Annotated in this window: 22 protein-coding genes; 13 read left to right on the top strand and 9 right to left on the bottom strand. The window is 70.5% G+C overall.

The window, feature by feature from the left end:
• Positions 1-155 precede the first annotated feature (155 nt).
• The 3 genes from ACZ7EC_RS23740 (at position 156) to ACZ7EC_RS23730 (ending at position 2,801) form a co-directional block, all read left to right on the top strand.
• Positions 156-731 carry a GNAT family N-acetyltransferase gene (locus ACZ7EC_RS23740; protein WP_471065444.1) on the top strand — a complete coding sequence of 192 codons (576 nt, stop codon included), beginning with the start codon at positions 156-158 and terminating at the stop codon, positions 729-731.
• Between the two features lie 422 nt (positions 732-1,153).
• Positions 1,154-1,885 carry a hypothetical protein gene (locus ACZ7EC_RS23735; protein WP_471065443.1) on the top strand — a complete coding sequence of 244 codons (732 nt, stop codon included), beginning with the start codon at positions 1,154-1,156 and terminating at the stop codon, positions 1,883-1,885.
• 154 nt (positions 1,886-2,039) lie between these two features.
• Positions 2,040-2,801, top strand: coding sequence for an SDR family oxidoreductase (locus ACZ7EC_RS23730; RefSeq protein WP_471065441.1), 762 nt, complete (start codon positions 2,040-2,042; stop codon positions 2,799-2,801).
• Positions 2,802-3,628: 827 nt separating this feature from the next.
• Here the strand turns inward: ACZ7EC_RS23730 and ACZ7EC_RS23725 are convergent.
• A complete protein-coding gene (locus ACZ7EC_RS23725; protein WP_471065440.1) occupies positions 3,629-4,153 on the bottom strand; it encodes a hypothetical protein in 525 nt (174 codons plus the stop codon).
• Positions 4,154-4,538: 385 nt separating this feature from the next.
• Positions 4,539-4,958 (bottom strand): ribonuclease domain-containing protein, encoded by a 420-nt coding sequence (locus tag ACZ7EC_RS23720; protein WP_471065439.1) that lies wholly within the window; start codon positions 4,956-4,958, stop codon positions 4,539-4,541.
• A 389-nt stretch (positions 4,959-5,347) separates the two neighbouring features.
• Between ACZ7EC_RS23720 and ACZ7EC_RS23715 the strand changes: the two genes are divergently transcribed.
• Positions 5,348-6,322 (top strand): L-threonylcarbamoyladenylate synthase, encoded by a 975-nt coding sequence (locus ACZ7EC_RS23715; RefSeq protein WP_471065437.1) that lies wholly within the window; start codon positions 5,348-5,350, stop codon positions 6,320-6,322.
• A gap of 211 nt (positions 6,323-6,533) precedes the next feature.
• On the top strand, positions 6,534-7,037 hold the full coding sequence (locus ACZ7EC_RS23710) for a MarR family winged helix-turn-helix transcriptional regulator (protein ID WP_471065435.1): 504 nt from the start codon (positions 6,534-6,536) through the stop codon (positions 7,035-7,037).
• Between the two features lie 11 nt (positions 7,038-7,048).
• Here ACZ7EC_RS23710 and ACZ7EC_RS23705 read toward each other — a convergent pair whose 3' ends face one another.
• The 6 genes from ACZ7EC_RS23705 to ACZ7EC_RS23680 form a co-directional block, all read right to left on the bottom strand.
• A complete protein-coding gene (locus ACZ7EC_RS23705) occupies positions 7,049-8,236 on the bottom strand; it encodes a PP2C family protein-serine/threonine phosphatase (protein WP_471065434.1) in 1,188 nt (395 codons plus the stop codon).
• Positions 8,237-8,452: 216 nt separating this feature from the next.
• The gene (locus ACZ7EC_RS23700; RefSeq protein ID WP_471065433.1) at positions 8,453-9,538 is read right to left on the bottom strand and encodes a SpoIIE family protein phosphatase; all 1,086 of its coding nucleotides are present in this window, start codon (positions 9,536-9,538) and stop codon (positions 8,453-8,455) included.
• Complete coding sequence (locus ACZ7EC_RS23695; RefSeq protein ID WP_471065766.1) at positions 9,535-9,978, bottom strand: anti-sigma regulatory factor; 444 nt, start codon at positions 9,976-9,978, stop codon at positions 9,535-9,537. Before ACZ7EC_RS23695 ends, ACZ7EC_RS23700 begins: the two co-directional genes overlap by 4 nt.
• The gene (locus ACZ7EC_RS23690; RefSeq protein WP_471065431.1) at positions 9,978-10,397 is read right to left on the bottom strand and encodes an STAS domain-containing protein; all 420 of its coding nucleotides are present in this window, start codon (positions 10,395-10,397) and stop codon (positions 9,978-9,980) included. The genes ACZ7EC_RS23695 and ACZ7EC_RS23690 overlap by 1 nt, the downstream gene beginning before the upstream one ends.
• Complete coding sequence (locus ACZ7EC_RS23685) at positions 10,394-11,290, bottom strand: STAS domain-containing protein (protein WP_471065430.1); 897 nt, start codon at positions 11,288-11,290, stop codon at positions 10,394-10,396. The genes ACZ7EC_RS23690 and ACZ7EC_RS23685 overlap by 4 nt, the downstream gene beginning before the upstream one ends.
• A gap of 131 nt (positions 11,291-11,421) precedes the next feature.
• Complete coding sequence (locus ACZ7EC_RS23680; protein WP_471065429.1) at positions 11,422-12,594, bottom strand: PP2C family protein-serine/threonine phosphatase; 1,173 nt, start codon at positions 12,592-12,594, stop codon at positions 11,422-11,424.
• Between the two features lie 200 nt (positions 12,595-12,794).
• On the opposite strand from ACZ7EC_RS23680, the gene ACZ7EC_RS23675 reads away from it, so the two are divergent.
• The 8 genes from ACZ7EC_RS23675 to ACZ7EC_RS23640 all read left to right on the top strand — a co-directional run bounded on the left by ACZ7EC_RS23675 (position 12,795) and on the right by ACZ7EC_RS23640 (position 22,161).
• Complete coding sequence (locus ACZ7EC_RS23675) at positions 12,795-13,229, top strand: MarR family transcriptional regulator (protein WP_471065764.1); 435 nt, start codon at positions 12,795-12,797, stop codon at positions 13,227-13,229.
• 357 nt (positions 13,230-13,586) lie between these two features.
• Positions 13,587-14,486: a YihY/virulence factor BrkB family protein gene (locus ACZ7EC_RS23670; RefSeq protein WP_471065428.1), complete on the top strand. Its 900-nt coding sequence runs from the start codon at positions 13,587-13,589 to the stop codon at positions 14,484-14,486.
• 204 nt (positions 14,487-14,690) lie between these two features.
• A complete protein-coding gene (locus ACZ7EC_RS23665; protein WP_471065763.1) occupies positions 14,691-16,274 on the top strand; it encodes an FMN-binding glutamate synthase family protein in 1,584 nt (527 codons plus the stop codon).
• A 14-nt stretch (positions 16,275-16,288) separates the two neighbouring features.
• Entirely contained in the window at positions 16,289-18,043 is a 1,755-nt protein-coding gene (locus tag ACZ7EC_RS23660) for a thiamine pyrophosphate-dependent enzyme (protein WP_471065427.1), read from the top strand.
• Positions 18,044-18,241: 198 nt separating this feature from the next.
• On the top strand, positions 18,242-18,598 hold the full coding sequence (locus tag ACZ7EC_RS23655) for a PRC-barrel domain-containing protein (RefSeq protein WP_471065426.1): 357 nt from the start codon (positions 18,242-18,244) through the stop codon (positions 18,596-18,598).
• A gap of 112 nt (positions 18,599-18,710) precedes the next feature.
• Positions 18,711-19,112, top strand: a complete 402-nt coding sequence (locus tag ACZ7EC_RS23650; RefSeq protein WP_471065424.1) for an STAS domain-containing protein — start codon at positions 18,711-18,713, stop codon at positions 19,110-19,112.
• Between the two features lie 176 nt (positions 19,113-19,288).
• On the top strand, positions 19,289-21,661 hold the full coding sequence (locus tag ACZ7EC_RS23645; RefSeq protein WP_471065422.1) for a SpoIIE family protein phosphatase: 2,373 nt from the start codon (positions 19,289-19,291) through the stop codon (positions 21,659-21,661).
• 83 nt (positions 21,662-21,744) lie between these two features.
• The gene (locus ACZ7EC_RS23640) at positions 21,745-22,161 is read left to right on the top strand and encodes an STAS domain-containing protein (RefSeq protein ID WP_471065420.1); all 417 of its coding nucleotides are present in this window, start codon (positions 21,745-21,747) and stop codon (positions 22,159-22,161) included.
• A gap of 15 nt (positions 22,162-22,176) precedes the next feature.
• On the opposite strand, the gene ACZ7EC_RS23635 is transcribed toward ACZ7EC_RS23640, so the two are convergent.
• Positions 22,177-23,022 carry an RNA polymerase sigma factor SigF gene (locus tag ACZ7EC_RS23635; RefSeq protein WP_471065418.1) on the bottom strand — a complete coding sequence of 282 codons (846 nt, stop codon included), beginning with the start codon at positions 23,020-23,022 and terminating at the stop codon, positions 22,177-22,179.
• Positions 23,023-23,278 lie beyond the last annotated feature (256 nt).

The raw sequence follows: 23,278 nt of genomic DNA, 5'->3' as shown, positions 1-23,278 counted from the left end.
AGACAGACTGCCCCCCCCCCCCCCCCCCCCCCCCCCCCCCCCCCCCCCCCCCCCCCCCCCCCCCCCCCCCCCCCCGACGAGGTGGCGGCGTGGTCGCCTGCCGACGTTGGAGCGTGGGGCCTCGGCCAAGCCGTGGGCTGGTTAGGCTGCTGGTCATGAATCCGTCCGTGACCAGCGATGTGTCCGCTGAGCCCGCCGTCCTCGACGCCGTGGAGCTGACTTCCGATCCGGAGTTGGCGGACCGGTTTGCGGAATCGGCCCACCAGATCCTTGCCGACCTGGTCAGTGGAGGGGCGGCGCTGGGCTGGGTCGAGCCGCCCTCGCGGGATGAGGTGGCGGAACTTCTCGGCCACGTCGTCTCTGCGGCGCAGGCCGGGGATGCTGCCCTGCGTGCCGCGTACCTCGACCGTCGGCTGGTGGGGTTGGGTTACTGGCTCCGCTACGCCCGACCGACCCATCGGCCACACGCCGATCTGGAGAAGATCGCGGTAGATGCTGCCGTCCATGGTCGTGGCGTTGGTCGGACGCTGACCGCTGCCTTGATCGCTGACGCGCGGGCGGCGGGTATCGAGGTCCTCACGCTGGACGCCCGCGGCGACAACGCCAATGCCCTGCACCTCTACCGGTCGCTGGGCTTCACCGAGTACGGTCGTCTCCCCCGCTTCGTCGCCGTAGGCGAACACCGCTACGACAAGGTCTTCTACATGCTGGACTTCCGTCGGCAAGACTGACCACTGTCACGCGCATAGGCCCGGTGGCGGCCCGCTGGCGCTTCACGATCTCCCATGAAGCGGTCTCGCCGCCGTCCGCGGCGGTGGACAAGACATCGCCCTGCACCATGTTGATGAGCAGCGGCGCACTGACGGACGCGGTGCGATCAGTGCTTCATCGGCCGGCTCGAAGACCTGCACATCGCCGCCGACAACGTCTGCGGCCGCCAAGTCGCCCATGCTGTACGTCCGTTGATTACCCCCGGTCTCGCAGCAGGTCTACCGCGACGCGATGCGCGCCGGACACCTGCAAGACCCAGACGCGAGCTCTACATGGCCCCACCGGCCACCGTCGCCGCCTTCGCCCTCACCGGGCACGTCACGACCAACATCATGCCCCCGCCTTCGTCATAAAACGGCCGGTCCCCGGAACCGCGCAGCACGTGTTCTACGAGCTGCTGGTTCGCCGTCTCGGCTACAAATACGACGATTTCCGCGACTGGATGAAACAACCCGGACCTGCAGACGTCGTCCGAGACCGTCAACTGCCGGTGTCGGTACTGAAGGCCGGGCCTGCCCTTGTCAGTGGTCATCTGTTTACTTGCCATATGACCGACAAGATGAGTCACAGCGATGTCCGCCCAACCCCGCCTCTCGCGCCCGATGCCGAAATGGTGGAGCCGTCGCGGTTCAGGATCCGCAACGTGAAGATCGATGGCCGGGGGGCCGAGGTGAACGTCCAACGAGGCGGTTCCTACCAGGTCAGCTTCGATCTGTTGCACGATTGCTCGGGGTGCGGCAACGCCGTCAACCAGGTGATCGTCGGGCTGGCGGGACAAGATCGGGCCCAGGCGTCGGTATGGAACGGCAAGCAGCGCAGCGGGGGCGGCTTGAAGGTGGTCAATGCCGGCACGCACGTCGAGGCGCTGGCGGAGGACAACCCTGGTCCGGCGGAGTGGGTGGATGTCTCGTGCGACCTCGTCGTTCCCGACGAACCCGGCGTCTACTCGGTTCGAGCACGTTACGCCCAGGCATATCAGGGACGTCTGATGACTGCCGAAGGGCGTGCGGTCCCGCAGCCGGAGTACCAGGACGTGCTGGGTTGGTGGAAGGTGGATCGTCCGGAAGGGCCCGGCCCGGAATCGACCATAGGCACCATCATCGTCGAGGCGTGAAGCCCTTTCTGAGTGCGAAGCCGCCCTGTCGCCGCGTGTGTTCCGGAGGAGGTGCGGACAACTGTGGGACGCGGGTTCGGGAGAAAAGTCAACTTTGAACAGTTGCTCCGAGGGGGCCTAGATTCACCAGCCGGCCCATCCCACAGGAGGAACCATGGCACGTTCTGATCGTCCGATAGCCCTCGTGACCGGCGGCAGCCGCGGCATCGGCGCCGCCACCTCGCTGAGGCTCGCTTCCGCAGGGTTCCGCGTGGCGGTGAACTACTTCTCGAACCGCTCCGCGGCCGACGAGGTCGTCGCGCGGATCGAGGCGGACGGCGGCAGCGCCTTCGCCCTCCAGGGAGACGTGCGCGACGAACAACAGGCCGCCCGGCTGATCGAGGAGGCGGCAGTCGGCGGACGCCTCGATGTCCTGGTGTGCAACGCGGCCGCGGCCGCCTTCACGCCCACACCGGTGAGCGCGTTGTCCTGGTCCGACTTCCGTACGAAGGTGACGGACGAACTGGCCGGCGCCTACACCCTGGCTCAGCGCGCGCTGGCCCTGATGGAGAAGCAGGGCCAGGGAGCCATCGTCTTCGTCTCCAGCACGGTGGCCGACGGGCCGCCCGCCCCCGGAATGACCGCCCACGGAACTGCCAAGGCCGCCCTGAACACCTTCGCCCGGTTCCTGGCGTGCGAGGCCGGCCCCCTGGGTGTCCGTGTCAACGTGGTCGCACCGGGCTTCGTACGCACCGAGGCCAGCGCCCACATGCCGCAGGAGATCCAGCAGCAACTGGCGGACCGGGCACCGCTCGGGCGCGTCGCGGAGGCGGATGACGTCGCGAGGGCCATCACGATGCTGGTGGGCGAGGACGCCCGGTTCGTGACCGGGGCGGTGGTGCCGGTCGACGGCGGGACGAGCGTGTCCCGCATGTAGACCGTGCGGGGTGGCCACCTCGGTCACCGACATCGGGGCCCGTCCCGCCCGGTACCGCGAGGCCGGTATCGAGGTGTGCGGTCCACCGACCGCAAGACCGCCCCGCGGGACGGTTCGCCGCCGCCATCTGCACGCGCACCGTCTGCGCGCGGGCTGGGACACCCAGGGCAAGTGCCGTGTACGGGCGCGGAAGGCCGCACGCGGTAATCTGCCCGGTGGCCGACCGTCGCCCGCGCAGACGCTCAGCCTCCTCCGCCCGGCGAGCCCGCTCTCAGAGCGCAGCCGGGACCGCGCCGCAAGGTGGCTCGCCAGTCCGCCAGTCCCTGCGGCGCGGTGAGGCCGGCGGCAGGCCATGGGCCTTCGACCGGCTGGCCGACACACCACGTTGACCGGCAGGTGCGGACGATCTGGCGGCACCTGCCGGTCCTCGATCAGGAGCCAGGCCCGGCCGCGGCGGCGGGACTGCGCTGGCTGCTCGAGAAGCAGGCGTGACGGGGCTGAGGGTGCGCGCTCGCGCGCAGCACTGCGACCTCCGACAAGCACCGGATAGTCCGACACGCAGTCAGCCGCCCTGGAGCGGGCGAGGACGGCGCGGATCGCAGCAGCTTCTCCATGACGACCCGGGTGCGGGCACCATGCTCGTCGGTGGCCGGGGCGGGCTCCAGCACCTCCTTGCCGCCGTCGGTGCGGGCCTTGAAGACGGCGTCGTACAACTCGCCCGGTTCCCGCTACAGTTCGGCAACGTTCAGCCCGCCCTGCAGGTCGTCCCCGACGACCTCGGTCCACTGGGCCAGGAATGTGTCCCGCTGTGTGGCCAGTGTCTCCGGTTACAGGGTGACCGCCTGACTGTACGACTCGGCGGAGGACGTGCCGTCGCCGTCGTAGCCGAAGTACGTGCAGAGGCCGCCGGTCTTCCAGGAGCCGCCGGCGTACGGGGCCCAGTCGGACACGCCGCCGTAGCTGATGTTCGAGACGGTGGTCTGGTTGGAAGAGACGTTGCTCCCGTTGCGGTAGAGGGCGACGACGATGTTGAGGGAGGCCACGCGGGCGGTGCAGTTGACGTTCGTGCCGCCCATCACCTCGGTGGTCCCGACGCGGCTCGGCTTGGTGACGGTGACGGAGCAGGTGGTCAGGTCGTCCGGCAAGGCGTGGGCCGATCCGACGACGGTGACGCTCGCGCCGTCCGCCGTCACGGTGGCGCCGTGACGTCCGGCCGGGACGGTGAAGGTGACCGTGTGCGACGCGTTTGCGGAGGTGACGGGGGAAGCGGCGTGAGCGGAGGTGGTCGCGGCTGCCGAGAAGGCCCCGATGGCCGCCAGTCCGGCCAGGCAGCCCGCGAACGTGATGCGCATGAGGACCTCGATTCGGAAGGACTTCGGGAGGACGGCTGTCACGTCCCGCGGCGAGGCAAGAGTCTGCGGCCGTCCGAAGAGAGGTGTCAAAGCGCGCCAAGCGCGGTTTCAGGACGTTCTGTTCCCCCGGCGGCGGGCCGTGCCACAGGCTTGCGAGCCCGCTGTACGGCCGCCCGGCCCGGCCCGTTGGGGCGCCGCGGGATGGCCGGGGAACGCCCCGGTGTCACAGGTTCCGCGGGAAACGCACTTCCTGCCGTGGCACCCCCCTTGTCCGCCCTCCCCCAGGCGGTGTACGCGTACGCGCTACCGGTCAAGCACTTATTCAGCGGCTTGCCGCCACTGTGGGCAGGCCCCCGGCGGGGATGCCTGCCCGGCTCCGGTGGCGTCAGAGCTGGTAGAAGTCGGTGTAGTGGTCGGGCGAGTACCAGACCACACCGGTGTTCGAGTCGACGACGATCCGGTAGGCGTCCCGATGAGCGCCGCAGGCGCGCGGGTAGATGTCGTATTCGTAGAAGGTGTCACCGGACGGCAGTTGGCCGTCGTTGTTGTAAAACTCGCCACCGGCATAGCTGCACTCGCCGTCGGGCCAGTCGTACCAACCCCGAGCGGTCGGATAGCCGAGATCGGACCACGTCGAGTTCGCCGAGGCGGCGTCGGAGCATCCGCTGATGCTGCAGGAACCGTAGACCGCCGCGTTCGCGGCGGGGCCGTTGACGACGGACACGCCGAGCAGGGACGCGATGGCGGCGATCAGTACCGCGAGCCGCTGGGTCCAGGGCAGTCGGGGACGTCGAAGAGTCAGCACGTGAAACCTCCAGGTGAATGAGTCCATGGACATGACACCCTGGTGGTCCTGCGTGACGATCGGATGTACCCCTGGTTGCCGGGGGGAGGTGATCCCGTTTCGAGGCAGCCCGCGCAGCGCCGAACAGGCCGCTCAGCACGGCTGGGACGGCGCATCGGACGCGGCCCACCCTCGCAAACAGAGGCGGATCCCAGGTATGCCCTCCACGACGAAGCCGAGCAGCCAGACCACCAGGACGCTCCACGAATGCCGGCGGCTGCCGCGGCCGCTGGTACCGATGGTGATCTGGCACCGCAGGACCCCGCCCTGCAGGGCCCGGCGGAGTGAAGCGGCGGGGGCGGTTGCTCGTCGCACGGGCGCAGGGCCGAAGGTGAGAGAATTCCGGGGTGATGGCAAGCACCACAGACATCGAGAAGGCAGCCGGTGTGCTGCGTGACGGCGGCCTGGTGGCCCTACCGACGGAAACGGTCTACGGCCTGGGCGCCAACGCCGAGGACCCCGCCGCCGTCTCGCGCATCTTCCAGGTCAAGGGACGTCCGCCCTCCCACCCGCTGATCGTCCACATCGGCAGCGCGGATCTGCTGGGCGACTGGGTCGAGGAGGTGCCCGCGGCGGCACGCCTCCTGGCCGAACACTTCTGGCCGGGGCCCCTGACACTGGTCCTGCGGCGCGGCCCCCGCGTACCCCTCGAAGCAACCGGCGGCCTGGAGACGGTCGCCGTGCGCGTGCCCGACCACCCCGTGGCACTCGCGCTGCTCGCAGCCTTCGGCGGTGGTGTCACGGCTCCGTCCGCCAACCGGTTCGGCTCGGTCAGCCCGACCACCGCCGACCACGTCCGTGCCGAGCTCGGCGACACCGTCGACTTCGTGCTGGACGGCGGGCCCTGCGAGGTCGGCGTCGAGTCGACCATCGTCGATGTGACCGGCGGCACCCCGAGCATCCTGCGCCCCGGCGGGGTGACGCGCGAGGACCTCGAAGCCGTTCTGGGTCACCCCCTCGACGTCCCCTCGACCAGTCACGTTCGGGTGCCGGGCCAGCATCCGTCCCACTACGCGCCACGTGCACGGGTCGTCCTCGTCGAACCCGAGAAGGTCGTCGCCGAAGCGGAGCTGGCCCAGGAGCTTGGACACCGGGTGGGCGTCCTGCTGCCGGCCGCCTTCACCGGCGGTCCGGCAAAGGCGCACGCCGTGGTCGCACTCCCCCGGTCGACGGCCGCTTACGCACGGGGGCTGTACGGCTTCCTGCGCGAACTCGACCAGCAAGGGTGCGATCTCATCATCGCATCGCTGCCGGAGGAGCAAGGGCTGGGACTGGCGATCGCCAACCGGCTCCGCCGCGCCGCAGGGCCCCGCACCACCGTGTGACGCCGTAGCCGCCTCGGCCGCAGCGAGTGGAGGCGACCCGCCCAGTAGTTACCTTTGAGTAATCCATGTCTGCAGGGGGGAGCGCCTTACCGTCCGGCCCGGCTCCCTACGATGGCCCGGCTGGCGGTGCTTGCCCGGCGTCTCTTCGGGTACCGCGCTTGAATGAGGGTGGTATCCATAGGGACAGGCGATTGCTGAAAGCGATGGGTTCGTGACTCGTCTCGGTGGCTTGGGAGACGACCAGTCGAGTGGACCGGGTGACGATGCCCTGTCCCTCGCGCTGGAGATCGCCGATGCCGTGGACAGCCTGGCGAACCTGTGGTCGGTGGCCAGCCAGGGGGCGAGTCTGCGGCTGTCGTCGCATCAGTTGCGCGCACTGCGCATCCTGGAGTCGGAACCGGGGCTCAATCTCACGGCTTTGGCGGAAGGCATGGACATAGGGCCGCCGACCGCCAGCCGGCTGTGCGACCGGCTGGAGGCGGCCGGTCTGCTGGAACGCGCACTGCATCCGCACAAGCGGCGGGAAGTGCAGTTGAACCTCACCGGGCGTGGTCGGCAGGTGCTCGGTGAGGTGGCCTCCCGCAGATCACAGGCGCTTGCCGAGGTTCTCGCGAACATGGAACTCGCCGAGCGGACGGCGCTGAGCCGGGGTTTGAGCGCCTTTCTCGCCGCTCAGGACGACATCGGCCGGAGGGCTGGCGGCTCCCCGCACTGACGGCGGCCGGGTCAACGGGGACGGCCGGTCCAGTCCAGGCAGACCACGGCAGCGTCGGACAGCAGCTCCTTGCTGCCGTAGTGCTCGATCAGCCCGGAGACGACCGCGCGTGCCGTCTCGTGTGCCGAGGTCGTTCGGGTGGCGCCGAGGATCTGGCGCAACGCCCGCTCCCCGTAGAGGTCGCCGGCCGCGGAGCGGGTGTCGTGCACGCCTGTGCTGACCGCTATGAGGCGATCCCCCGGCTCCACTTGGAAGACCTGTTCTTCGTAAGGGGTCTCCTCGAACATGCCGAGCGGCATCTGGGCGTCCAGTTCGATCCGTTCGGTGTGACTGCCGCGCTGGCGGAACAGCTGGGGGGAGCCCGCGTCGACCGCGCGGACCGTGCCGGAAGGCAGGTGGAAGTCCAGCAGCAGTGTGGAGGCGTACACCTTGCCGCCGTACTGGGCGTAGATCGCCTGATCGGCCAGGCACGCCTGGTCGGCGAGGGAGATGCCGGCGCGGCGCGCATTGCGCAGGGCGCTGACCGTGAGACTGGTGAGCAGGGAGGCGTCGATGCCCTGCCCCATGCCGTCGGTGACGGTGAGGACGAGATGGTCGGCGCTGGTGGACCAGTCGAAGTTGTCGCCCCCGATCGCGTAGGCCGGCTCGAGGTGGGCGCCGATCACGTACTCCTCGCGGGCACATCCCCGGCCCGGCAGGAGTTGCCACTGCATTTCGGCGGCAAGGGTGAGGCGGCGGGTACGGCGGGCCTGGAGGTAGAGGTCGGTGTCGCGGTCGGCGGTGGAGACCTCGTGGCCCAGTGCCGTGGCGAAGTCGCCGAGCTGGAGCACGGTTTCCGGGGCGGCGATGCCCTCGGGCAGACGTACGGAGAGGACGCCGAGGCGGTCGCCGCGCACGGTGATCGGCAGGTGCACCAGGTGACCGGACGGCTCGCGGCACACTTCGACCACCGGACTCTGCTGGATGAAGGCGCTGCCCGCCGGACCGTCATGGGCGGGGACCGGAGTGCCGGTGCAGGGCAGATGGGACACCGGCTGCAGGACGCTCAGGCCGTAGTCGGCGAGCAGGAGGGTCACCTCCTGAGCCCCGAACTGCTCGGTGAGGATACGGCGGGCAGTGGCGACGAGCGCGTGGGGCGCGGCCGCGCGGAGTCGTGCTTCCGCCGACGCCAGTGCTCCAGAGGTCTTCACTGCATCCACCCTCTCACCTTGAGGTCTCCACGCTACCGCGAGAAGGGCCGCCCATGAGGGCCGTCGGCTGCTCGGCCTGGAGGGGGTTCGCGCTGGGCAGGAGAGGGCGCCATCGTCGTCCAGAACCGGAGCAGGCGTACCCCCGGCGTCCCGCCGTCTGTGGCGAGGTGGCCGGCAGCGGCGCGCGTGTGTGCCGCGCCGAGGGCCGACGCCGGCTTCCGGACGTCAGGGGTTGCGGTCGTCGGCGTCCGCCCGGTGGTGCGGGGCCAGTACGGCCACGCTGGTGTCGTCGCGCGGAGGGCGCGCGGCGCTGCCCGCGTCCCGCAGGACGACCGCGGCCACCACGGCCGGGTCATGGGCGAAGAGTCCGGGATCGTCCGGCGGCGTCCAGCGGCCGGGGAGGCCGTCACTGTGCAGGATGAGCAGGCTGTCCGGCTGCCAGGCCGCCTGCTGTACGGGTACGGTCGCGGGGAAATGGGCTCCGGCGATGCCCGGATGGGATACGAGGTGCTGCCATCCGGTGGCGACGCGGAGTCTGGCGCCGACGTTGCCCACGCCGGCGAACGAAAGCCGGTTCACCCTTTCGTCGAGCTGCGCGACCGCGATCGCCGCGCCTCGGGTGGGCCGCAGGGCGGCATGCAGATGGCGCAGGATCTCGCCCGGCGGCAGGTCCGCGGTCCGGCGCACCTGGTCCACCGCGGCGGTGGACGCCTCGGCTGCCCTGTCCCCGTGACCGAGGCCGTCCGCGAGCATCACCGTGACCCGGGAGCCGGTGCGCACCCAGGTGAGGGCGTCGCCCGAGTGCTCGGCATGGCCGAAAGCGGCGTTGATCCCCCCGGCCCGCGCGCCGGTCGGGGGAGGGACCGGCCGCGAGTGGGACGCGAGGCGCGGGCGGGCCGAGCCGACGCGTGCGACGGCGACGGTGCCCCGGCCCGAGCAGGAGTGCAGGTCGAAGTCGCCGGAGATCCGCAGGCAGGTGCCCAGGCCCGCGCCCAGGGAGGAGGGGGCCGTGGTGTAGCCGTCCTTCAGCGCCGCCCGTACGTCGCCGATGCCCGGCCCGTGGTCGAGCGAGGTGATCTGGACGCAGGGCACGGCAGGCGCGAGGGTGTCGGAAGGGCCGGTGAGGTTGATGACGATACGGCCGGCGTCGGCGTGCTTGACGAGGTTCGTCCCGAGTTCCGTCGCCACGAGGGCCGCGACCGCCGTCGCATGTGAGTCCAGCCCTGCGTGGGCGCAGGCGTCTTCTATGGCGACGCGGACATCCCGGACTCGGGTGCTGTCCTGGACCGGGATGTCCCAGACCCTGCTCACGGAGCACCGGGGCGTGGCGAGGGCAGGCCGGAGACCCAGTCGGCGATGGTGACGGCGGTGCCCTGGCCGGGCCGGCTGTCCACGGTGAACTCCTTCACCAGCCGTTTGGCCCCGCTCATCCCCAGCCCCAGGCCGCCGCCGGTGGTGTAGCCGTCCGTCATCGCGCGTTCGATGTCCCGGATGCCGGGTCCGGTGTCGACGAAGGACAGCCGCAGTCCGGGCTGGGCCCCGTCCGTCAGCGGGGTGACTTCCACATGCCCGCCGCCTCCGTGGACAAGGGTGTTGCGGGCCAGCTCACTGGCCGCCGTCACCAGCTTGGTCTGCTGGACCAGGCCGAAGCCGAGGCCGGCGGCGACCTGGCGTACGTGCTGGCGCACCCAGGCGAGGTCCGCGTCCGAGCCGACGGGCAGGCGTGTGGTCGAGGCGAGCGGGGCGTGCATCATGCGCCCTCTTCCCGGTCAGCGGGCAGGGTTGCGGAGGACGTGCGGTCCAGCAGGGACAGTGCCCCTTCGGTGTCCAGCGCCGTGACCACGCCGGGCAGTGTCAGGCCCAGTTCGACCAGGGTGATGGCCACGGCCGGGCGCATACCGGCCAGCACCGTCCGTGCGGCCAGAAGGCGCGCGCCCGCGGCGATCTCGGCCAGGACGCGGCCGAGGAAGGAGTCGACGATCTCCACCCCCGAGATGTCGATCACGACACCGCGCACCGGGTCCGGGTTCGAGGCGATGCGATGGGTGATGTCGTTCTGGAGGTGTTCGGCCGCCCCGTCCTGCAGCTCTCCCTGGAGGGTCACCAGCAGGACGTCGCCCAGTGTCAGGACAGGCACCGGGCCGCCGTGGGCGGCGGGGAGACCCGTCACCGCGGGTTCGCTCCGACGACCGGTCGGGGCGAGACGACGATGCCCTGCTGGTTGAGCGCGTACGCCAGGGCGTCGGCGAGGCCGGCTCGTGTGAGGATCGACCCGAGGTCGATACCGAGGTGGACGATGGTCTGCGCGATGGCGGGACGGATTCCGGACACGATGCACTCCGCGCCCATCAGCCGGGCCGCGGCGACCGTCTTCATCAGATGCTGGGCCACGAGCGAGTCGACGGTCGGCACGCCGGTGATGTCGAGGATGGCGTACTGCGCCCGCTGCTCCACGATGGCTTCCAGCAGGCTCTCCATCACGACCTGGCTGCGCGCACTGTCGAGGGTGCCGATCAGCGGCACGGCGACGATGCCCTCCCACAGCTTGATGACCGGAGTGGCCACCTCCAGAAGCTGCTGGCTCTGGCGGGCGATGAGTTCCCTGCCCGCGCTGACCGTCGTCTCCATGACCACCAGGCGGAGCGTGCCCATCAGGGCCGTCAGCCCGAGCAGGCATGCCTGTGCGTGCTCGTCGGCGGGCTTTTCGAACTCGGCCCGCAGCAGTGCGGTGACCGGCTCGCGCAGTCCGGCCACCTCGCCGGCGATCTGCGAGGGGCTGGACCCGGCGCGGGTGCGGGAGGCGGCCATCCGCCCGAGCTGGTCCCGCACGGCGGCGAAGCCGGGCGCTTCGATGTCGTCCAGCCGTCCGGTGCGCGCCACGTCGGCGAGGGCGTCCACGACGGCCTTGCACGCCTCGACCGCCTCGCCCCTGGAGACCGTGAAGACCGTCCGGAACAGGGAGGCGTCCGCCCATCGCTGGGCGATCTGCTCGCGGCGCTGTTCCAGAAAGCCTCCGAGGTGCTGCCTCACCTCGGGGGCCGTTTCGTCCTCCGCCACCTGCATCTCTCCCTGCTGCGAGCCCTGCGATCGACCCAACGGCGACCCATCAGGCAATTATTGCCGCATGGCAAACGTTAACGCGAGGCAGTGGAGTCGAACAACACGCGATCGCCACAATCGGGGCCTCGCCCTCGTCAGGACCCGGCGGGCCGGCCGTGCCAGTCCAGGCAGACGACCAGCGCGTCGTCGTCGGGCACCGGTTTGCCCCGGTGTCCGCTCAGTTCCCGCAGGATGGCGCGCGGTACCTCGGCGGCGGGCAGCAGCCGGGTGGACTGGATGGCGCGGGCCAGGGCCGCGTCCCCGTACGTCTCACCTTTCGGGGAGGCCACCGCGTGGACGCCGTCGCTGACGAAGACGAGCCGGTCGCCGGGCTCGACTCGGAAGTCCTGTGCGACGTAGTCGGTCTCCTCGAACATGCCCAGGGGCAACTGGGCCTCGAAGGCCACGCGCTCCACGACGCCCTTGCGCAGCCGCAGCAGCTGCGGGGATCCCGCGTCCACGACGCTCGCCCGCCCGGTGGCGAGATCGAAGTCGAACATCAACACGGACAGGTAGCAGCGCCCCTGGTAGTGGGCGTACACGGCCTGGTCGGCAAGGGCCGCCTGGTCGGCGAGGGAGATGCCGGCGCGGCGGGCGTTGCGCAGCGCGTTGATGGCCAGGTTCGTGAGCAGCGACGCCTCTATCCCCTCGCCCATGCCGTTGGTGACGTACAGCATCAGATGATCGGCGGTGGCCGACCAGTCGAAGTTGTCACCGAAGATCGCGTAGGCGGGCTCGAGCTGCGCCCCCAGCTCGTACTCGGGTCGAGAGCAGGAGCGGCCGGGCAGAAGCTGCCACTGCATCTCCGCCGCGAGGGTCAACCGGTCCTTGCGCCGCGCCTGGAGGTACAGATCGGTGTCGCGCTCGGCGACGATCACCTCGTGCCCCAGCATGTCGGCGATCTCGGCCAGTTCGGACTCCTGCTCACGGGCGGCGTCGCTCCCGCGGAGAGTCACGGTGAGCACACCGAGCCGGTCGCCACGCACACTGACCGGCAGATGCAGGCGCGCGCGCCCGTCATGGCCCTCTTCGCGGTAAGGCTTCTGCGAACCGAAGGCCCGGCCGGCGGGGCTGTTGTGCACCGACACCGGTTCCAGCGTGTGCGGGAGCACCGACACCGGCTGAAGCACGGTCAGGCCGTAATCGGCCATGAACAGTTCGACGTCCTCCGCGCCGTACTGCTCGATCAGTACGGCACGGATGGCGTCGAGCAACTCATGGGGAGCCGCCGTGCGCAGAGCGCGTTCGGCTGTCACAAATCTATTCATAAAGTGATATACACCTGTCTTTCGCCGGAAAACGTACGCGCCTCACCGGGGAGGCGAAGTTCGGGAACGGGCCGCACCGTCGCCATGGGCCATCTGGAGCCAGCGCGCGCACCTAGTACGCTGACAGTCGCCCCAGTGCCTGCGAGAGTGTGATCGTGACTGCCTTCCGCCGCCGCCCAGAGCCCGACGAGGTCGCGCGTGTGACCACCACGGCCGCTGAGTTGCTGGAGGTCGTGTGGGGCCGCGCGTCGACCGCCCCCACCTCCGCGTCCCAGCTGCGCGCGCTGCATATCCTCGAGCACCACGACGGCATCAACCTGCGCACGCTCGCCGAGTCCCTCGCGTCCACCCCGCCGTCCACCAGCCGGCTGTGCGACCGACTGGTGGCCGCCGGATTCGTCGAGCGGGTGGCGAGGGCGGAAGACCGGCGCGAGGTGCGACTGCACCTCAGCGGCCGGGGCCGCACCTTCCTCGCCGATCTGCGCACGCGCAGGGAGAACGAGTTGCGGACGGTGCTCGCCGACATGCCCGCCGCCAAGCGGACCGCGCTCCTGGAGGGGCTGGAAGCGTTCTGCGTCGCCGCGGCGACGCAGATACACGACGAGGCCCCGGATTCGGGCAGCCGGAGCGCCTGAACCGCCGTCCGCGGCACCGGTGTCACCCTCACCTGTCGACGATGGTGACCAGTACACGGAGTGGTCTCCGTCCACCGGAGCATTCCAGGTCCTTCCCCGCGCACGTCCGACGTGGCTACTCTGTTGCGTCCCGGCTATTGTTGTCAAACGACAACAGTTCGCCCTCACAAGTCCTTACCCCTCTCCTGATACCCCGATGTGACAGAACTCTGACCTGGGAGATGACAGCCGACGCCCAGCCGCGCGGGTGGTCCGGGCGCGGATCGGACATCACCTGAAGCGGCGCGGGTAGAGGGCTGGGGAACGCGGTGAAGGACGTCTTCCTGCCATTGGCGCCCGTTAGAGGGGGAGCATGCGGTGACGGATGACGATGGCGGTCGTCGGCGCGGATGGTGGGCGGCGCTGTGCCGCACACCGGTGGCTGTCTGGAACGACGATGTCACGGACTGGGCAGCCGCTTTGACCTACTATGCGGTGCTCGCTCTGTTCCCTGTCCTTCTGGTGATCCTCTCGGTTCTCGGGCTGACCATGCCCGCGACGACCTCCCAGGTGATCGAGCGGGTGACGGAGGTCGTCCCGGCCACCTCCCGCGGGCTGCTGCGCAGCGCTCTGCAGCAGATGGCCCACCAGTCGTCCGCGGCATGGATGCTGGTCTTCTTCGGCGCCGTCGGAGCGCTGTGGTCGGGCTGCAGCTATCTGAGCGTCTTCCGCAGGGCCCTGCATACGATCCACCACGCCGACTCCCACCGGCCGGTGTGGCGTACCGCCCCGCGCATCGTCATCACCGCGCTCGTCCTGATCAGCCTGCTTCTCACCACCACCCTCACCCTGCTGCTGAGCGGCAGCCTGGTCAGGCGCCTGGCCCGGGCACTCGACCTGGCCACCATCCCCCCGGCGTGGGACATGGTGCGCTGGCCGGTCCTGGCCGCGGTGGCCGTCGTCCTGGTCCTGGTGCTCTACCGTTCGGGTCCTGCGCCCTCCCGCCCGCTCCGGAACATGGCACCGGGCGGCGGTCTGGCGATCGTGCTTCTGCTGGCCGTCTCCCTCGGCTTCACCGTCTATGCCCGGCACGTGAGCACCTACTACCGCCTGTACGGCTCACTGGCGGGTGTGGTGGTCTTCCTCATCTGGCTGTGGCTGTCCAACCTGGCCCTTCTGATCGGCGCTCAGTTCAATGCCGAGCTGGCGAAGTCCGGCCGGCACCGTGCGGAAGCGATCACCGCGACGCCGTCCCCGACCGCACAGCCTCCGGCCTGATCGGTCGGCCGGCCCGGACTGCCGACGGCGGTCAGGAGCCGATCCGGGCGCCGGGGACGTCGCAGGTCGGGTAGCCGGAGTGCGGGCAGGGCGGCTTCTGCCCGGTGGCGGCGCTTCCCGCACGGATGGCCGCGGTCCGAGGATGTGACGGGTTCTTGGGGAGCCGGGGTGCATGGAGGCGGGTTGTCGGGCAATGCGCGAGTGGTGACACGCATTGTGATCGTCTTCCTGACTCTTGCCGCCGCGGTCGTCAGCGCCGCGGTGGCCGTCGGTTGCTCGCCCTATTGGTGGTTCGCGGCCCTTCCGTTGCTGTTCCTGGGGGTGCTGGGCGGCTGGGACCTGCTCCAGCGAGAGCACTCGGTGCTGCGTAACTATCCCGTTCTCGGCCATGCCCGCTTCCTCCTGGAGCGGATACGCCCCGAGCTCCAGCAGTACTTCGTCGAGCGGAACTTCGACGGGCGTCCCTTCGACCGGGATGTGCGCAGCATCGTGTACGAGCGTGCCAAGGGCACGGACGCGGAGGAGCCGTACGGCACCGAGCGCGACGTGTACGCGCCCGGTTACGAGTTCCTCGTCCCGTCGATGGCGCCGTGCCCGGTGCCGAAGACCCCGCCGCGGGTACGGATCGGCGGCCCGGACTGCGAGCGGCCGTACGACATGGCACTGCTCAATGTGTCGGCGATGAGTTTCGGCTCCCTGTCGGCCAACGCGGTCCTGGCGCTCAACGGCGGTGCGGCGGCCGGGAATTTCGCCCAGGACACGGGCGAGGGCGGCCTGTCGGAGTACCACCTGCGTCCGGGGGGCGACCTCGTGTGGGAGATCGGTACGGGATACTTCGGCTGCCGTACCCCCGACGGGGACTTCGACGCCGCAAAGTTCGCCGACAAGGCTGCCCACGACCAGGTCAAGTGTGTTTCCCTGAAGCTCTCCCAGGGTGCGAAGCCCGGCATCGGCGGTGTGCTGCCGGGGGCGAAGGTGAACGCCGAGATCGCTCGGGTGCGGGACGTGCCCGAGGGGCGTACGGTCGTCTCCCCGCCGTACCACCGGGTTTTCTCCACTCCGCGCGAACTCGTGCGCTTCATCGCCCGCATGCGTGAGTTGTCCGGTGGCAAGCCCGCCGGGTTCAAGTTGTGCGTGGGCTCGCGCCGGCAGTTCCTGGCGGTCTGCAAGGCCATGCTGGAGGAGGGCACGGCGCCCGACTTCATCGTGGTGGACGGCTCCGAAGGGGGGACCGGCGCGGCGCCGCTGGAGTTCGCCGACCATGTGGGCACCCCGCTCACCGAAGGCCTGCTCACCGTGCACAACGCCCTGGTGGGGGCGGGGCTGCGGGACCGGATCAGGATCGGGGTGAGCGGCAAGGTCGCCACGGGCACCGATCTCGTCAAGCGCATGGTCCAGGGCGCCGACTACGCCAACGCGGCGCGGGCGATGATGTTCGCCGTCGGCTGCATCCAGGCGCAGAGGTGCCATACCAACACCTGTCCCACCGGCGTCACGACCCAGGACCCGCACCGCGCCCGCGCCCTGGACGTACGGGACAAGGCCCCGCGCGTCCAGCGCTTCCAGGAGGCGACGGTGGCCAGCGCCCTGCAGATCATGGCGTCCATGGGGGTCAGCGACCCCGCGCAACTGCGCCCGCACATGCTCCGCCGCCGGGTCGACCCCCTCACCGAACGCTCCTACGAGGAGTTGTACGAGTGGCTGGCGCCGGGGCAACTGCTCGCGGAGCCCCCGGCCTCATGGGCGGCCGACTGGCAGGCCGCCGACCCCGACCGTTTCACCGTCTGACCCGGAGGACCCACATGTCCCGTACCGTTGCCCGCGTCATCGTGGACGCGCTGAGCGAACTCGGCGTGCGTCAGGTGTTCGGCGTCGTGGGAGACGCGCTCAACCCCCTGACCGACGCCATCCGCGGCACCGAGAGCCTGGAATGGGTGGGTTGCCGGCACGAGGAGGCGGCGGCCTTCGCGGCGAGCGCGCAGTCCCAGCTCACCGGGACCCTCGGCGTGTGCATGGGCACCGTCGGGCCTGGTTCCGTCCACCTCCTCAACGGGCTGTACGACGCCGCCAAGAGCCACGCCCCGGTCCTCGCCATCGCCGGACAGGTGCCGCTCGCCGAACTCGGCAGCGACTATTTCCAGGAGGTCGACAACGACGCCCTCTTCAGCGACGTGGCCGTATTCCGTGCCACCATCACCTCGCCCGGCCAACTGCCGCAGATGCTGGAGACGGCGGTGCGTACCGCGATCGGCCGCAAGGGAGTCGCCGTCCTCACCGTGCCGGGCGACCTGGGAGAGCGGGAGCTGACCGCCGACCGGCCGCTCCGGTTCTCCCTGACCCCAGCGGTGAGCCGGCCGGACGGTGCGGCCTGCCGACGCGCCGCGGAACTCCTCGACCGGTCCGAGCGCGTCACCCTGCTCGTCGGGGAAGGAGCACGCGCTGCCCGCGAGGACGTCCTCGCCCTCGCCGACCGTCTGGCCGCGCCGATGGTGCTCACGCTGAAAGCGAAGGCGGGATTCGAGGGCGACCACAATCCCTTCCAGGTCGGCCAGACCGGTCTGATCGGCAACCCCGCCGCGGCGGCGGCCCTCCAGGACGCGGACACTCTTCTGCTGCTCGGCACCGACTTCCCCTACCGGGACTGGTACCCCGAGGGCAAGACCGTGATCCAGGTCGACACCGAGGCCACCCACATCGGACGCCGGGTGCCGGTCGAGGTCGGGCTCGTGGGCGACACCGGCGCCACCGTGCGCGACCTCCTGGACCACCTTGCCGCCGCGTCCAAGGGCACGCCCGACCGTTCCCATCTGGACAAGGCGCGCGAACGCTTCGACCGGTGGCGCGCCGGCCAGGCGCGGCTCGCCGACCCCGATCACGACAAGGGGCTCGTGGGACGGCTCCGCTCCGCGCTGGACAACCGTGCCCACGACATCAGGCCCGAGGCACTGGCCGCAGCGGTGGAGCGTGCCGCCGCCGACGACGCCGTGTTCACGTCCGACACGGGCATGGCCACGGTGTGGCTCTCCCGTTTCGTCGAGATGCGCGGAGAGCGACGCCTCATCGGTTCGTACAACCTGGGCTCGATGGCCAACGCGATGCCGCAGGCCCTGGGCGCCCAGTGCCTGGACCGCGAGCGCCAGGTCGTGGCCTTCTGCGGCGACGGCGGACTGAGTATGCTCCTCGGCGACCTCATGACGCTCAAGACCCACCGCCTGCCCGTCAAGCTCGTCGTCTTCGACAACCGTCGGCTGGGGATGGTGAAACTCGAACAGGAGCAGGCCGGTCTGCCCGAGTTCGGCACCGTGCTCGACAATCCCGACTTCGCCGCCGTGGCCGAGGCCATGGGCATCACCGGCATCCGCGTGACGGACCCGTCGGAGGTGGAGAGCGCGGTGCGACGGGCCTTCAGCAGTCCGGGGCCGGTCCTGCTCGACGTCCTCACCAACCCCGACGAGGTCGCCGTCCCGGCCCAGCCGACCGTCGAGCAGGGTTGGGGGTTCGCGGTGGCCAAGATGAAGGAGGTCGTGCGGAGCCACGGGGACACCAGCGGGCACTGAGCGCGTCGAGCCGTGCCGGTTCCCGGTGCCGCCGCCGTCGGTGATCACGAGGTCTCCCCGGCGGCGGCCTTGGCACAGGGCTGCCCGAAATGCCGGCGCCAGGGGATTACCCATCCACTTCACGGATAGACGGAGCTTCTCGAAAGGAAAGACCGGGATGCACGGGCATCCCTTCACAAGCATCCGCGGAGGACGGGCATGACCGAGAACATGGGGAACCACGCGCCGACGGCGGGCCACACTCCCGACGCCGACCTGACCGGCTATGCGGTGGAGACGGCGGACGGACGCGTCGGCACGGTGGACCAGCACTCCAGCGACGTCGGCTCGCAGTACATCGTCGCCAGCACCGGCGTGTGGATCTTCGGCAAGAAGGTCCTGCTCCCGGCCTCGACGATCACCGCCATCGACCACGAGACAAGGACCGTCCGGGTCGCCGGCTCCAAGGAGCAGATCAAGAACGCACCGCAGTTCGACAAGGACAGGCACCTGGGCGATCCCGCCTACCGCGACCAGATCAGCGGCCACTACGGAGCCGGCGGCCCCGGACACTGAGTGTCGGCGCGGATGCCCGCCCGTCCGCGAGGAAACCGCCTACAGCGCAGATGAACATCGCCGAACTGGGTAGGCGGGGTGCTGTCGTGTACAACCTGTCCGAGGAGTATTTGTGAGCCAATCAGCAGGTCTGGGTGTCGAGGTGGCCGTGATCAGCTCCGACGCCGCGATCATCACCGTCTGCGGAGACCTCGACGCCGACACCGAACTCGCCCTTCAGCACCAGGTGGCCGGCCAGGTGGTGCACGGACGGCGTCATCTGGTGCTGGACCTGGCGGATGTACCGTTCATGGACTCCTCCGGGCTGCGCGTCATCGTGCGGACCGTCAGTGAGATGCGGAACATCGACGGATCCGTGTCCCTGGCCGCGCCCAGCCAAGTGGTGCGGCGTGTGCTCGACCTGACCGGGGTCGGCATGAGCTGCCGGATATTCGACACCGCCGACGCGGCCTGCGAAGCCCTCCTCGGCCAGCAGGACGAAGCGCCGGATCACGCGTCGTGTGACAAGTCCTGATCGATGGCAGGACCTGGCGTGGCAGCCGCGGCAGGACCGTGCCGCCCCGCTGAGCGCTCCCCCACCGCGTGGCTGAGTGGAGGAGCACGAAGGCGCGGCGCGGGACGGGGACCGGCCAGGGGCTACCCTGTGGTGCCATGGCCCTACCCTCTTGAGCTGTCGAGGTGTGACAAAGCGTGCGGGACGTGCGGTTCGACCTGTCGGCCTTCGACCTGAGCGAAACGGCTCGGTGCACGGCCCGCGTGCGGAGAGCAGTGAGCGGTGCGCCGTCGGCGGACGCCGCGGCGCAGACGGTCGCCGACTTCTTCTACGACAGCCTGGTCGACGGGCACGACCGGCGCGCCTGCCCCGCCGTGGCCGTGTTTTTCACCGGTCTTCGGTCCGATGCCGCCGCGGCGCCCGAGCCCGAGCGGCGCCCGGTTCTGGCCGGGTTCCGCGGCCTGCCCGCGCTCTCGCCCAGTGCCGTCCAGAGTGCGCCGTTGGTGCACCGGCTGCTCGCGCGCTTGGGGATCATGACTGCGGACACGGCCGGCGGCGTGCCGTCGGCGGGGGACGCCGAGGCCGTGCACGTGTCCCTCGGCCAGGCGGACGGGCAGGAGGAAGTTCTTGCCGGGCAGGGCGTCAGCTGCGTGCTGGCCTTCGGAGGAACCCTGTCGCCGCAGGAGCGGTTCGGCGTGGTGATCTTCTCCCGCGTCGCGCTGCCGGCCGACGCCGTCACGCCGTTCCGTACCGTCGCGGGCAGCACGCGGCTGGCGCTGCTGTCCGCCGGCCTGCCGGCGCCCGCCGCCGAGGCGGCCGCGGCCCGTACGCTCCTGGGCAGCATGGAGGAGCTGGTGGAGCAGCGGGCCGCGTACCTGCAGACCGTGGTGGCGCAGCTCCGTGCCACCACCGCCGAACTGCGCCGGTCCCAGAAGGAGTTGGAGCAGCGGGAGCGGGACCTGCGGGAGGAGGCGGCCGTCGTGGAGCTGCTTCAGGAGGTCGGCAGCGTCCTGGCCGCGGAACTCGACCTCGACGCGTTGGTCCAGCACTCCGTCGATGCCGCCACCCGGCTGGCCGGTGCCGCGTTCGGCGCCTTCTTCTACAACGTCCTCGGCGAGACCGGGGAGTCGTACCTGCTCTACGTGCTCTCCGGCGTCGACCGGTCGGCCTTCGACAAGTTCCCCATGCCGCGCAACACCCAGGTGTTCGAGCAGACCTTCCGGGGTCTCGGCGTGGTGCGTTCGGACGACATCACAAAGGATCCGCGGTACGGCCACAACGCGCCCCACCATGGCATGCCGGAGGGGCACCTGCCGGTGCGCAGCTATCTGGCCGTCCCGGTGATGTCCCGAGGGACGGTGCTCGGAGGGTATTTCTTCGGGCATCCCGAACGCGGCGTCTTCACCGAGCGGCACGAGCGTCTGGTCACCGGCGTCGCCGCGCAGACCGCCGTAGCGCTGCAGAACGCGCAGACGTACCGTCAGGAACAGGAAGCGGCCGCAGAACTCCAGCGTCACCTGCTCCCCGCGCTGCCCCGCGTCGACGGGGTGGTCAGCACCTGGCGCTACCTGCCCGCCGCGCGCGATCGGGGTGCCGGCGGCGACTGGGTGGACCTCATACCGCTCCCGGCCGGCCAAATCGCCCTGGTCGTCGGTGATGTCATGGGCAAGGGCGTCAGGGCGGCGGCGGTCATGGGCCAGATCCGTACGGCCTGCCGGGCCTACGCACAGCTCGGCCTGGCCCCCGCCGACGTGCTGGAGCAGCTGAGCGTCCTGGTGGACGACATCGCTCCCGGTACCCTCGCCACCTGCGTGTACGCGGTACTCGACATGCGCCGGGACCGGCTGCGCGCGGCGGTCGCCGGGCACCTGCCGCCGGTGCGGCGCGATCCGGCAGGCGGCGTCAGGTTCCTGGACGAGCAGGCGGGGCCGCCGCTGGGGGTGGGCCGGCACCGGTACGCGGAGCAGGACGTCGCCCTGCCACCGGGCTCGCGGCTGCTGCTGTACACGGACGGCCTGGTCGAACGCCGCGGGCGCCCCATCGACGAAGGGCTGCGGCAGCTGCGGGAACTCCTGGCCGGGCCGGTGGGCGAGATGGAGGCCGACTGCGACTCCTGGCTCTCCGTCCTGGCCGCCGGAGAACAGGACGACGACATCGCCCTGTTGTACCTGCACCGGCCCGAGGACGCGGAACACGAGGTGGTGGCGGTCGCGCGCGACTACGCCCCGGTCTCCAGCGCGGTTCCCGACGCCCGCGACCTCGTCTGCGGGGTGATGCGCGACTGGGGCCTGAGCCATCTGGTCAACGACATGATGCTGATCGCGGACGAAATGGTCGCCAACGCGGTCCGCCATGCCAGGACGCCGCTCCGTGTCGAGCTGCGGCGATCAGGTGAGCGGGTCGTGCTGGAGGTCACGGACAGCAGCCCCGAGGAACCCCGGCTCATCGTCTCCCGGCCGGGCGAGTTCGGGCACCGGGGCATCTTCCTGGTCGACGCCATCGCGACGCGGTGGGGCACTCGGTGGATCGACGGAGGGAAAGTGGTGTGGGCGGAGGTGAAGACCGCGTGACGACGCCGCCGGGCCGGCTCCCCGGCCGACACCATGACGACCAGCCGCCCCGTTCGCCCCGCACGCAGGAGAGCCGCGCCCCGATGCCCCCCTCCCCCGGCCCCGAGGCCGACACGACCGCCGCCGCGTCGCCGCCGGTCGCGTCCGGCGGCCTGCTGCCGTCCGGCCCGACGCTGAGCCTGGCCTCGCAACGCGGCCCGCGGTACGCGGTCGTGGCCGTGGACGGCGCCATCGACTACCACACCGCTCCCCAGTTGCTCGGGCACCTCTCCACCACGGAGATGCAGGAGGTGCCCCTGCTGGTCCTGGATCTCACACGCGTGGACTTCTGCGACTCCAGTGCGCTGGGAGCCTTCGTCGGCATCCACCGCCGCCGTTCGGACGCGGGCCGCCGGTTCGCGCTGACCGGTGTCCAGACCGAGGTGAGGCGCATCTTCGAACTCACCCGTCTCGCGACCCTGCTGCCGCTGTACGACACGGTCGAGGACGCGCTCCGCTGAGCCTGCGGGACCGTGTCAGCTTGTGGTGAGCATGCCTTCGCGCAGGCGGGCCAGGCAGCGGGACAGCAGACGGGAGACGTGCATCTGGGAGACGCCGAGCCGTTCACCGATCTGGGCCTGGGTGCGTTCTTCGACGAACCGCATGTGGATGATCTGCCGCTCGCGCTCGTCGAGGGCGGCGATCATCGGGGCCAGCGCGTGGAAGTCCTCCACCAGGGCGAGGGCCGCGTCGTCGAAGCCGATGAAGTCGGCCAGGGCGGTCTCGCTGTCGTCGCTGGTGCTCAGCGCGGCGTCGAGGGAAGTGGCGTTGTAGCCGTTGGAGGCGAGGCGGGCTTCGACGACCTCTTCCTCGGTCAGGCTCATCAGCTCGGCGAGTTCCCTGGCGCTGGGGGTGCGGCCCATGCGGCTGCGAAGCTCCTCGGTGGCCTGCGCAAGCTGGACGCGGGCTTCCTGCAGCCGTCGGGGCACGTGCACGGCCCAGGTGGTGTCCCGGAAGAACCGCTTGATCTCGCCGACGATGTAGGGGACGGCGAAGGAGGTGAACTCGACCTCGCGGGAGATTTCGAACCGGTCGATCGCCTTGATCAGGCCGATCATGCCGACCTGGACGATGTCCTCCATCTCCTCCGGCCCCCGGCTGCGGAACCGGCCGGCGGCGAACCGGACCAGGGACATGTTCATCTCGATCAGCGTGTTGCGCGCGTAGCTGTACTCGGGCGTGCCCTCCTCCAGCGTGGTGAGCCGCTCGAAGAACAGCTTCGACAGCTCCCGAGCGTCCTTGGGAGCCACCTTGGCGGCGTCACCGATCTCCGGCAGCGCCGTCTGCGTACGCTCCTGGGTGCTGGTGGCGGTGATCGTCATCGGTGGTGCCCCTCCCTGCTCATGTCCGGGCTCATGGCCAGCCCGGTGTAGCCGCGCCTACCCGCGGCCTCACCCGGCATGTACGCAAGTTACCGTTCCGTTACAGAAGCCGTCGGACGGGTCGCTCGACGGCTTGCTTTCCGCGTTGCAGGACGGCCGAGCATCTCCAGCGGAGCGCGGCGGGCGCGGTGCCGGACGGGCGCGCCGGACCGGCGGCCGGGCGGCCCGCGTCAGCTCCGCGGGCCGGCGGCCGGCT

It is taken from the genome of Streptomyces sp. NPDC037203, assembly GCF_055605065.1.
The sequence above is the reverse complement of the archived record's forward strand: the minus strand, read 5'-3'. Positions and strand labels throughout refer to the sequence as shown.

What these genes read in the sequence shown, in the direction of transcription:
- ACZ7EC_RS23725 (WP_471065440.1), bottom strand. Translation starts at nt 4,153, where the DNA reads ATGCGCATCACGTTCGCGGGCTGCCTGGCCGGACTGGCGGCCATCGGG.
- ACZ7EC_RS23655 (WP_471065426.1), top strand. Translation starts at nt 18,242, where the DNA reads ATGACCGAGAACATGGGGAACCACGCGCCGACGGCGGGCCACACTCCC.
- ACZ7EC_RS23635 (WP_471065418.1), bottom strand. Translation starts at nt 23,022, where the DNA reads ATGACGATCACCGCCACCAGCACCCAGGAGCGTACGCAGACGGCGCTG.
- ACZ7EC_RS23740 (WP_471065444.1), top strand. Translation starts at nt 156, where the DNA reads ATGAATCCGTCCGTGACCAGCGATGTGTCCGCTGAGCCCGCCGTCCTC.
- ACZ7EC_RS23660 (WP_471065427.1), top strand. Translation starts at nt 16,289, where the DNA reads ATGTCCCGTACCGTTGCCCGCGTCATCGTGGACGCGCTGAGCGAACTC.
- ACZ7EC_RS23715 (WP_471065437.1), top strand. Translation starts at nt 5,348, where the DNA reads ATGGCAAGCACCACAGACATCGAGAAGGCAGCCGGTGTGCTGCGTGAC.
- ACZ7EC_RS23695 (WP_471065766.1), bottom strand. Translation starts at nt 9,978, where the DNA reads ATGCACGCCCCGCTCGCCTCGACCACACGCCTGCCCGTCGGCTCGGAC.
- ACZ7EC_RS23730 (WP_471065441.1), top strand. Translation starts at nt 2,040, where the DNA reads ATGGCACGTTCTGATCGTCCGATAGCCCTCGTGACCGGCGGCAGCCGC.
- ACZ7EC_RS23680 (WP_471065429.1), bottom strand. Translation starts at nt 12,594, where the DNA reads ATGAATAGATTTGTGACAGCCGAACGCGCTCTGCGCACGGCGGCTCCC.
- ACZ7EC_RS23640 (WP_471065420.1), top strand. Translation starts at nt 21,745, where the DNA reads ATGCCCCCCTCCCCCGGCCCCGAGGCCGACACGACCGCCGCCGCGTCG.
- ACZ7EC_RS23685 (WP_471065430.1), bottom strand. Translation starts at nt 11,290, where the DNA reads ATGCAGGTGGCGGAGGACGAAACGGCCCCCGAGGTGAGGCAGCACCTC.